The organism is Mycobacterium sp. 1465703.0 (genome assembly GCF_001672975.1).
Classification (GTDB): Bacteria; Actinomycetota; Actinomycetes; order Mycobacteriales; family Mycobacteriaceae; genus Mycobacterium.
This window is the reverse complement of record NZ_LZKU01000154.1, coordinates 1-9,032: the sequence shown is the minus strand read 5'-3', so window position 1 is coordinate 9,032 and position 9,032 is coordinate 1. Positions and strand designations below refer to the sequence as shown.

The window sequence follows — 9,032 nt, the reverse complement described above, 5'->3', positions numbered from 1 at the left end:
ACGATCCGCGCCGGTGGCGGCCCGTCGCCGCCGCCCATCACCGAGCCGACCGTCGCGATCGCCTGCAATGCGGTGAAAATGCCTTCTCCGGTAGCCGTTTTCGGAGCCGGCTGCAGACTGTCGATGCCCGCCTTCACCGCGCCGCGGTTGGTCGTCGGCGGAACCAGCAGCGTGGCGTTGGCGGCGAACTCCACCAGGCCCAGGTTGATCGCCGGGGTCAGCTGCTCGGCGAATTGCTTGCCGGCCTCCTTGGCCGCCGCCAGTCGGTTGGGCGGCACGTCGTTGGACGCCATCGACTCCGAGACGTCGATCACCAGCATCACCACCGCGCGGTTGCGCGGGATGCGCATGTCGTGGGTGGGGGTGGCCAGCGCGATCGTCAAAAACACCAGGCACAGCAGCGATATGGCGATCGGCAGGTGCCGCCACGGCGACTGTGCAACCGGGGCCTCGGTGTACCGGTGCAGGCGTTGGCGGCGCCGGGCCGCGACGTAGACGTAGAGGCCCAGCAGGGCCAGCGGCACCAATCCGAACAACAACAGGGCGGGACGCTGGAACCCGTAGAGCGGTAACGGGCCGATACCGGGAAGCGTCATGCGGCACGCCTCACCAACAGCGATCCGCGTGGTACCGCCATCGGCTCACCTCCCGATCTGGCCGCCTCCTCGAACTCCGGCGGATGCTGCCGCCAGTAAAGATGAGACTTGTTTACCCGTCAAACGGCGAGTGCGGTCGACGCCAGTGAAACCAAGGACGCGCCCTGACCCGGGCGCTCGCGGGCCGGGCTCGCCGATCAATCCTGATCGGTGAAATCCGTGGCGTGAGCTCGATGGGCGCGCCGTGCGGAGTGCGGTCGGCGGCGTGGTCCCTATCGACGTGGAGACCTTCCGACCACGGCGGGCTGCGCCGCGTTCGAGTACACCCCCAATGAGACCGCTCCCGTCGTCCGCCGAATAGTTGACGCGGGCGGCATTCTCGTGGGTAAGGCAAACATGACCCAGTTTGCAATTGGGTTGGTCGTGGCCGGGCCGTGGCCTGGCCGCGCCAGACGGCAACGAGATGTCGTTTTGCATGCGAGCTATTGGCGCATCGATGACACGCCCGCAGTGGTCGCACACCAAAGTAATTGCTGCGCAAGCAGCCTGACTATTTGGCGCTTCCTGGTCGCCGCGTCAAGAAAACAAGTGTCGTGGCGGCGTCGTCAAGGATTTTCTCGGACGCGACGTCGTACTCGGCCACCGCCACACTCACGATCGCGGGGCCCTGCCCGTCGCTGGCGCCGCTGTCGCGGAACGCCTCGATGGCGGCTCGGGACTCCCAACTCTCAAACACGTTGATCCGGCTTGGCTCGATGAGGTCGGCCGACAGCGAGAAATCAAGGCAACCGGGCGTTCGGCGGGCTTGGCGCACCACCTCGACCCATCCGGACAGGTACTCGTCGCGCTTGGTTGGGTCGACGACTACGTGACCTGCCACAATGACCACGAGATCCTCCTCGTCCGGTGCCGTACTAAGCACGGTGATAGCGACCCGCAGAGAGACCAAAGACGTACCGCTCGACGCCCGGGGTGCTGATGCGGCGAGTGTATATGGACAGCCGTACGAAACCGCCTACGGCGCAACGGTGATCCCTGTCACCAACGCGCGTGGGCTGGAAGTCGAACCGGTCGGCGTGTTCGTCATCAAGCGAGGCGTGCGGGCAGCCGGCCGTCGACGGCGCGCGCTGATCGCACGCATCGCCAACCGGACAAGCACGTTGAATTATTCGCGGCGGAGCCTTCCGTCGACGAATTGCTCCAATTTCTCCCACTCGCGCACTGCCGCGGCGTACGGCGGCGACGGCTTGGTGACCGAGTCGGGCTCGAGCACGGCGGCCACCAACTTGCCCAGCGGCCTGCTGGTGTCGAGCGCCTTGTCGACGGTGCTCTCCTCGGAGTAGTCACCGATGTCGCGAAGCACCTCGACGGCCAGTTCCAACTGCTCACGATCCACCGCGTCCGGTCCGTCGGCCAGGTCGTCGGCCAGCCCGCTGAGCACGTAGATGTTGTCGTCGGTGATCTCGACCGCCAGCGAGCCGTCGGTCGCGGCGGTGCGGATGTCGTCGTAGGTACTCAGGTCGGCCAGGTCGTGGTCGTGTTCGTCGGCCAGATAACGTGCCAGCGCGCGCTCGGAGGTGAACACGCTGATGCGTCCGTTGCGGCCCAAGAAAATCGGCTCGTCGTCCAGATAGCAGCGCAGCGTGTAGAAGGTGCCAGAACTCGTGATGATCCGGATCGGATCGATGCCCACCTGAAGCCAGAAATCCTTATCACTGCCCAGCACCACCGTGTCACCGGCGGCCCGGTCCGCGACGTCGTCGGTGGTCTCCTCAGGGTCGCCCTCGGTTTCGGCCTCCTCGTCTTCGTCGTCTTCGTCGCGGGCATCTTCGACGGCGTCCTCGGCGGCGGAGTCCTCTTCTGCCTCGTCGTCGTCGCGCTCTTCGGCGAGTTCGTCGGCGGCCTTGTCGGACAGCTTGCTGTCGACCTCGGGGGTGGTGACGATGTCGTCGATCTCGCCGAGGACGTCGTCCCAGCTGCGCCCGATCACCTCGGCGATCGCGTTCCAGCGTTTGGCGCCGGCCTTGCCGGTGAAGTGCTCGAATCCGCCGGACACCGTGCCGAGGCTGGGGTTGCCGTTGAAGAACTTCGACACCGCCGCCAGCTCGCACACCGAGCCGATGGACGACACGATGGCCAGCGTGCCGGCCAGCGCGGACACCGACTCCTCGGTGGGCTTCTCGGCCACCAGCTCCTCGACGGCGATCAGGTCGAACTGCTTGTCCTCGGCGGGGACGAATGTGTGCGCGTGCGCGGCACGCAGCTCATTCCACGCCGGGTGGTCGGCCAGATCGTTGTCGTCGTTCGAACGCACGAATGCGACCAGGTCGGCGACGGACGAGAAAGCGAACAGGTCCTCGTCCTTGCCCAGGAACGCCTCCCACTCGTCGCCGGAGTCGCGCCAGCGGGGTGCCCATACGGTGTAGCGGTCACCATCGGACAGGCTCAGGCGGATCGGCACGAGGTCAGCAACCATGCGGCACAGAATAGCGACGACCGGCGAAGGTGCTTATCGGGGCAGTGGCGATCGCGAGCGCGGCGGAGCCGGGCGAAGCGGGTCGCCACCATTGGACCCGCCGCTAATCCCAGATATCGGTGATGGGTGCGGCGCTGGCGGCGTATCCCGTCTTGGGCAATCCGTACATCTGCTCCACCGTGGATAGCACGTTGTAGTGGTTGATCTGTTCGCTGTAATTGCCGGGACGGATGTGGGCGCCGTAGAACACCGTGGGGATCTGGTTGCGGCTGCCGTTATCGTCCTCGTCGAACGTGACGATCAGCAGGCTGTTGTTGGCCACCGCCCAATTGGCGTACCCGGACAGCTCGCGGTTCAGCCAGGAGTCGGCCTGCGCGATCGAGCCGTCGTGCATGTTGTCGTCATTGTCCGGGATGACGAACGACACGGTCGGCAAGCTGGCGTAATTGCCCATCGGGAACGCGGAGAACGGCAGCGAGTTCGCCGCCGGAACATTGGTGAAGTTGGCCCAGGGCACATGCTTGCGGGCGTACTTGCCCGCGCTGCAGACCGGCGAGCCGGCCGCTGGCAGGCCCTCGGCGAAGCCGACGAATGTGTAGCCGGCGGCGAGCAATTCGGAACCGAGATTCGGTGCGGCGCCGGCGTTGACCGGGCACAGGTCCTTATTCACCCCGAAGGTGTTGCCGGCGAACAGCGCCAGGTAATTCGGCTCGCTGGGGTGTGTTTCGGCGTACGACTGGGTCATGTTGGCGCCGGCCGCGGCCAGGGACGTGATGAAGGGCGCCGACTTGTTGCCGATGATGCCGTTCTCGGAGCGATTCTCCTCGACCACGATGACGATGTGCGCCGGTTGCGGAATGGCCGCTGCCGCAAGGCCTATGCGCGGGGTCAACGGGCTGGCCGCCAGTGCCACCAACGCGCAGGCGCCCAGCGGCCTCAAGCTTCGATATGCCCTGCCGATCAGCCTTCTCGGACTTCGAATTTCGCCCAGCACGCCCGGAGTATATGAACGGGCGTAGGCCTTTTCCGCGGCGGACGCAAGCGTGTCAGAAGGGCTTTGCCCGATCGTTATATACCCTCGACCCCATGGAAGTGTGCGTCATCGACCACCCGTTGGCCGCCGCCCGGCTGACGGTGCTGCGTGACGAACGCACCGACACGGCCGGATTTCGCGCTGCGCTGCGCGAACTCACGCTGATGCTGGTCTACGAAGCCAGCCGGGAGGCACCGCGAAAGTCGGTGCGAATCCGCACCCCGGTGGCGTCGACGGTCGGGACGCGCTTGGTCAATCCGCCGCTGCTGGTCCCGGTGCTGCGGGCCGGGCTCGGCATGGTCGACGAGGCGCATGCCGCTATCCCGGAGGCGGAGGTCGGATTCGTCGGTGTCGCCCGCGACGAGGAAACCCACTTGCCGGTCCCGTATCTGGAGGCGCTCCCGGACAAGCTGGGCCGCAGACCGGTGATCATCCTTGACCCGATGCTGGCCACCGGCGGGTCGATGGCGCACGCGATCAGCCTGGTACAGCGCCGCGGCGCAACGGATATCACCGTGCTCTGTGTGGTGGCAGCTCCGGAAGGCCTTGCGGCGGTGGAGAAAGCGGCGCCGAACGCTCGAGTGTTCACCGCCGCGGTCGACAAGGGGCTGAACAAGTCGGCCTATATCGTGCCGGGCCTCGGCGATGCCGGTGACCGCCAATTCGGGCCCAACCTGTTCACCAGCTCCGCACCGCCCCGACCAGCTCCTCGCGCAGGGCGGCGGCGCGGCGCCGCGAAGAATCCAGATCGCCGTCAACCGCGCAGCGAATCTCCAAGTAGCACTTCAACTTCGGCTCGGTCCCGGAAGGCCGCACCACCAGCCTGAGCGACGTGTCGTCGTCGCCGCCGGTGAAGATCAGCGCGTCGGTGATATCGGTGAGCTTGGCTGGGTAGCCGGCCAGCGTTTTCGGTGGGGCCGTCCGCCACCGTCGCATCAGCTCGGCCGCCTCGGTGGGATCGCCGACCCGGCGCGACACCGCGGCGACGTCGTGCACCCCGTAACGCCGGGCCAGTTCGTCGAGCAGGCCGGACACCGAACCGCCCTGCCGGATCGCCGCGGCCACCAGATCGCACACCAGCACCGCGGCGGTGATGCCGTCTTTGTCACGCACGGCCGCGGGGTCCACGCAGTGCCCGATCGCTTCCTCGTAGGCGTAGACCAGGTCGCCGCCGGGCACGTTCTCATCGGCGCGGGCCAGCCACTTGAAGCCGGTGAGGGTTTCGACGTGGACGGCGCCATAGTGCGCGGCGATGGCCGACAGCATCCGTGACGACACCACCGTGCTGGCCACCACCGGCGTGTTGGTTTGAACGCCGGACAATATGTAATCGCCTAAAAGCCAACCTGTTTCGTCGCCGGACAGCATGCGCCAGCCCGCCCGATCGGGAATGCCCACGGCGCATCGGTCGGCATCGGGATCCAGCGCGATCGCCACGTCGGCGCCGACGTCGGTGGCCAGGGCCAGCAGTGCGTCGGTGGCGCCGGGCTCCTCGGGATTGGGGAAAGCGACGGTGGGAAAGTTTGGATCAGGTGCGAATTGTGCTCCGACGCTGTGTATTTCGGTGAATCCCGCCCGGTGCAACGTCTCGACGGCCACCGCACCGCCCACCCCGTGCAGCGCGGTCAGCGCCACCCGCACCGAACCGGTGCCGCGCCGCAACCCGGCCGCCCGGTCGATGTAGCGCTCGATCAGATCCGACGGCGCCGGTTCGACGGGGACTCGGCCGATCCGATCGGCCGGCGGGGCGGCGGCCATCGCGGCTTCGATCTCGCGGTCGGTGGGGGAGACGATCTGGATGCCGCCATCCAGGTACACCTTGTAGCCGTTGTCCGCCGGTGGATTATGCGATGCGGTGATCTGGATCCCGGCCGCCGCGCCGGTGTGCCGCACCGCGAACGCCACCACCGGCGTCGGCACCGGCCCGGGCAGGAGTGTCACGGAAAACCCTTGGGCAGCAATAACTCCGGCGGTCACTGTGGCGAACACCGCTGAGCCGTGCCGGGCGTCGCGTCCGACGATCACCGACGAGCCGTGCAGGCCACGCCGCATCAGCACCTGTGCCACCGCCCAGCTGGCCCGCGACACCACCGCGACGTTCATCGCGTCCGGCCCGCCGCGCACCGGGCCGCGCAGCCCCGCCGTGCCGAACTTCAGCGGGCTGGCGAACCGCGCGGCGAGTTCGTCCGGGTCGCATGCGGCGAGCTCGGCCGCCGTTGCCGGGTCGGGATCGTGGGCGATCCACTCCTCGGGCGTCATAGCGCTAAAACCGGGGGCGCTGGGCGAGGATCGTGGCCAGCAGCGACCCCATCCGGGTCGCCGCCGCGGCGCCGGCGGCCAGCACCTCGGCGTGGCTCAGCGGTTCGCCGCTGAGCCCGGCCGCCAGGTTGGTCACCAGCGATATCCCGAGAACCTCGGCGCCGGCCGCGCGCGCCGCGATGGTCTCGTGCACCGTCGACATGCCGACCAGGTCGGCGCCCAGCGTTCGCAGCATCCGGATCTCGGCGGGCGTCTCGTAATGCGGGCCCGGAAGGCCGGCGTAGACGCCTTCGGTCAGCGTCGGGTCGGCTTGCCGGGCGAGTTCGCGCAGCCGCGGCGAGTAGGCATCGGTCAGGTCCACGAATTGCGGGCCCACCAGCGGGGAACGCGCTGTCAGGTTCAGATGGTCACTGATCAGTACGGGCTCGCCGACGGCCATGTCCGGGCGCAGCCCGCCGGCCGCGTTAGTGAGCACGACGGCCCGCACACCGGCCGCGCAGGCCGCCCGTACCGAGTGCACGACGTGACACAGGTCGTGGCCCTCGTAGGCGTGGATGCGCCCGACCAGCACCAGCACCCGGTGTGCACCGATGCGCATCGACAACAGCTCGCCGGTGTGCCCGACCGCGGTGGGCGGTCTGAACCCGGGCAGTTCGGCTTGCGGCAGCACTGAGGTGGGTGTGCCGAGCGCGGTGACCGCCGGCCGCCATCCCGAGCCGAGCACGATGGCGACGTCGTGTTCGGCGATTCCGGTGCGTTCGGCGATGACCGCGGCCGCCCGGCGCGCGAGCTCGCCTGGGTCGGACGGGGTTTCGGTCACAGCGATCGAGCCTAGCCCGGTGACGGCGAGCGGCGGTACGGCGCGAGTGAGGAGCCGGGCCATGGAGGTTAGCCGTTAGGGGCGATCGAACCTGGCGGTGCGACGGTGTCCCCGCTATATGTCAGGATCTGCCTTATGAATTTTCGTAGGTGGCCGGTGATTGGCCCGGTCATGGGAGTAGCCGTCGCCGTTGTGCTGTCAGTGGTTTCGATCACATTCGGCCCGGCGCCGTCGGCGAAAGCGGACTGTCCAGACGTGCAACTCATCTTCGCCCGCGGTACCGCCGAGCCCCCCGGCCTCGGTGTCGTCGGCGATGCACTGTTCGCCGCCCTGCAGCCCGCGCTCGGATCGCGCAGCGTCGACTCCTACGCGGTGAACTATCCGGCCAGCTACAACTTTTTGACCACGGCTGACGCCGCCAACGACGCGCGCGACCACATCGCGCAGATGGTCGACCAGTGCCCGTCGACGCGGCTGGTGCTGGGCGGCTTCTCACAGGGCGCCGCCGCCGTCTCGATGCTTGCCGGGGTGCCGCCGGTCGGCCAGCGCATCGGCAACTTCGGATCGGCTCCCCCGCTGGATCCCGGCCTGGCCAACAAGGTCAGGGCGGTCGCGGTCTTCGGCAACCCCGGCAACCGCTTCAACACGCCTTTGTCGTCGACAGGTGCGTTCTCCGGCCGCGCCATCGACCTGTGCAGCGAGGGCGATCCGGTCTGCGTCGTCGGCGGCCGCGACCGCGACGCGCATCACGACTACGGCGTACCGCCCTACCCGGGTCAGGCGGCGGGGTTCATCGCCGGGCTGGTGTAGCCCGGCGCGGTTGGGCCGCGATGACATACTGCGACATACTGCGAGAGTGCCCACCGCCCCGTTACATCACCCGTTAGACAGTGTTGAAGATGTCGTGCGGCGACGTGGTGCCGACCTTGTCGAGTTGTCCCATGCCATCCACGCGGAGCCTGAGCTGGCCTTCGCCGAGCATCGCAGCTGCGCCAAGGCGCAGGCACTGGTCGCCGAACGCGGCTTCGAGATCACCGAGGCCGCCGGGGGGCTGGACACCGCCTTCCGCGCCGATTTCGGCAGCGGGCCGCTGACCATCGGAATCTGCGCCGAATACGACGCGTTGCCCGAGATCGGCCACGCCTGCGGCCACAACATCATCGCGGCGTCCGCGGTGGGCGCCGCGCTGGCTTTAGCCGAGGTGGCCGACGATCTGGGCCTGCGGGTGGCGTTGGTGGGCACGCCCGCCGAGGAGGCCGGCGGCGGCAAGGTGCTGTTGCTGAAGGCCGGGGTGTTCGACGACATCGCCGCCGCGGTGATGCTGCATCCCGGGCCCACCGACATCGCCGGGGCTCGCTCGTTGGCCCTGTCCGAAGCGACGGTGAACTATCGCGGCAAGGAATCCCACGCAGCCGTCGCGCCACACCTGGGCGTCAACGCCGTCGACGCGGTCACCGTCGCGCAGGTGGCCATCGGACTGCTGCGCCAGCAACTGGCGCCCGGGCAGCTGGTGCACGGGATCGTCACCGACGGCGGGCAGGCGGTCAACGTGATCCCCGGGCACGCGGCGCTTCAGTACGCGATGAGAGCCGTCGAATCGGAGTCGTTGCGAGAGCTCGAGGGCCGGATGTACGCCTGCTTCGCGGCGGGCGCGCTGGCCACCGGATGCGAGTACGAGATCGACACTCTCGCCCCCGCGTACGACGAACTGCGGCCGGACCAATGGTTGGCCGATGTCTTCCGCGAAGAGATGTGCCGGCTCGGCCGCGAGCCGGTGGCCAGCGAGTATGAGGCGGCGCTGCCCATGGGTAGCACCGACATGGGCAACATCACGCAAGTGCTGCCGGG

At 68.1% G+C, this 9,032-nt stretch carries 8 protein-coding genes and 2 pseudogenes; 4 read left to right on the top strand and 6 right to left on the bottom strand.

The window, feature by feature from the left end; translation table 11 throughout:
* A partial coding sequence (locus tag A5625_RS13460) for a VWA domain-containing protein (RefSeq protein WP_156748201.1) occupies nucleotides 1–596 on the bottom strand: 596 nt, incomplete at its 3' end.
* A gap of 297 nt (nucleotides 597–893) precedes the next feature.
* Between A5625_RS13460 and A5625_RS30475 the strand changes: the two are divergent.
* Nucleotides 894–1,007: pseudogene (locus A5625_RS30475) on the top strand (hypothetical protein); the annotation flags it as partial.
* Nucleotides 1,008–1,146: 139 nt separating this feature from the next.
* Here A5625_RS30475 and A5625_RS13455 read toward each other — a convergent pair.
* The 3 genes from A5625_RS13455 to A5625_RS13445 all read right to left on the bottom strand — a co-directional run bounded on the left by A5625_RS13455 (nucleotide 1,147) and on the right by A5625_RS13445 (nucleotide 4,036).
* Nucleotides 1,147–1,485: a putative quinol monooxygenase gene (locus tag A5625_RS13455; RefSeq protein WP_066994217.1), complete on the bottom strand. Its 339-nt coding sequence runs from the start codon at nucleotides 1,483–1,485 to the stop codon at nucleotides 1,147–1,149.
* A 276-nt stretch (nucleotides 1,486–1,761) separates the two neighbouring features.
* Nucleotides 1,762–3,072 (bottom strand): primosomal protein, encoded by a 1,311-nt coding sequence (locus A5625_RS13450; RefSeq protein WP_066994214.1) that lies wholly within the window; start codon nucleotides 3,070–3,072, stop codon nucleotides 1,762–1,764.
* Nucleotides 3,073–3,175: 103 nt separating this feature from the next.
* Nucleotides 3,176–4,036, bottom strand: coding sequence for an alkaline phosphatase family protein (locus A5625_RS13445; protein WP_369830008.1), 861 nt, complete (start codon nucleotides 4,034–4,036; stop codon nucleotides 3,176–3,178).
* Between the two features lie 122 nt (nucleotides 4,037–4,158).
* Here A5625_RS13445 and upp point away from each other — a divergent pair.
* Nucleotides 4,159–4,776 (top strand): annotated as a pseudogene (upp, locus tag A5625_RS28375) (uracil phosphoribosyltransferase); the annotation flags it as partial.
* Between the two features lie 7 nt (nucleotides 4,777–4,783).
* Here the strand turns inward: upp and A5625_RS13435 are convergent.
* Together A5625_RS13435 and A5625_RS13430 are read right to left on the bottom strand one after the other, a co-directional pair.
* Nucleotides 4,784–6,364, bottom strand: a complete 1,581-nt coding sequence (locus A5625_RS13435) for a phospho-sugar mutase (protein ID WP_066994205.1) — start codon at nucleotides 6,362–6,364, stop codon at nucleotides 4,784–4,786.
* A gap of 4 nt (nucleotides 6,365–6,368) precedes the next feature.
* A complete protein-coding gene (locus tag A5625_RS13430; protein WP_066994226.1) occupies nucleotides 6,369–7,184 on the bottom strand; it encodes a purine-nucleoside phosphorylase in 816 nt (271 codons plus the stop codon).
* A gap of 195 nt (nucleotides 7,185–7,379) precedes the next feature.
* Here A5625_RS13430 and A5625_RS13425 point away from each other — a divergent pair, with 195 nt between their 5' ends.
* Nucleotides 7,380–7,994, top strand: coding sequence for a cutinase family protein (locus tag A5625_RS13425; protein WP_197516094.1), 615 nt, complete (start codon nucleotides 7,380–7,382; stop codon nucleotides 7,992–7,994).
* A gap of 46 nt (nucleotides 7,995–8,040) precedes the next feature.
* Nucleotides 8,041–9,032: amidohydrolase (locus tag A5625_RS13420; protein ID WP_066994222.1), on the top strand; the 992-nt coding region annotated here is incomplete at its 3' end.

Coding starts and splice junctions, on each gene's coding strand:
- A5625_RS13435 (WP_066994205.1), bottom strand. CDS start 6,364: ATGACGCCCGAGGAGTGGATCGCCCACGATCCCGACCCGGCAACGGCG.
- A5625_RS13450 (WP_066994214.1), bottom strand. CDS start 3,072: ATGGTTGCTGACCTCGTGCCGATCCGCCTGAGCCTGTCCGATGGTGAC.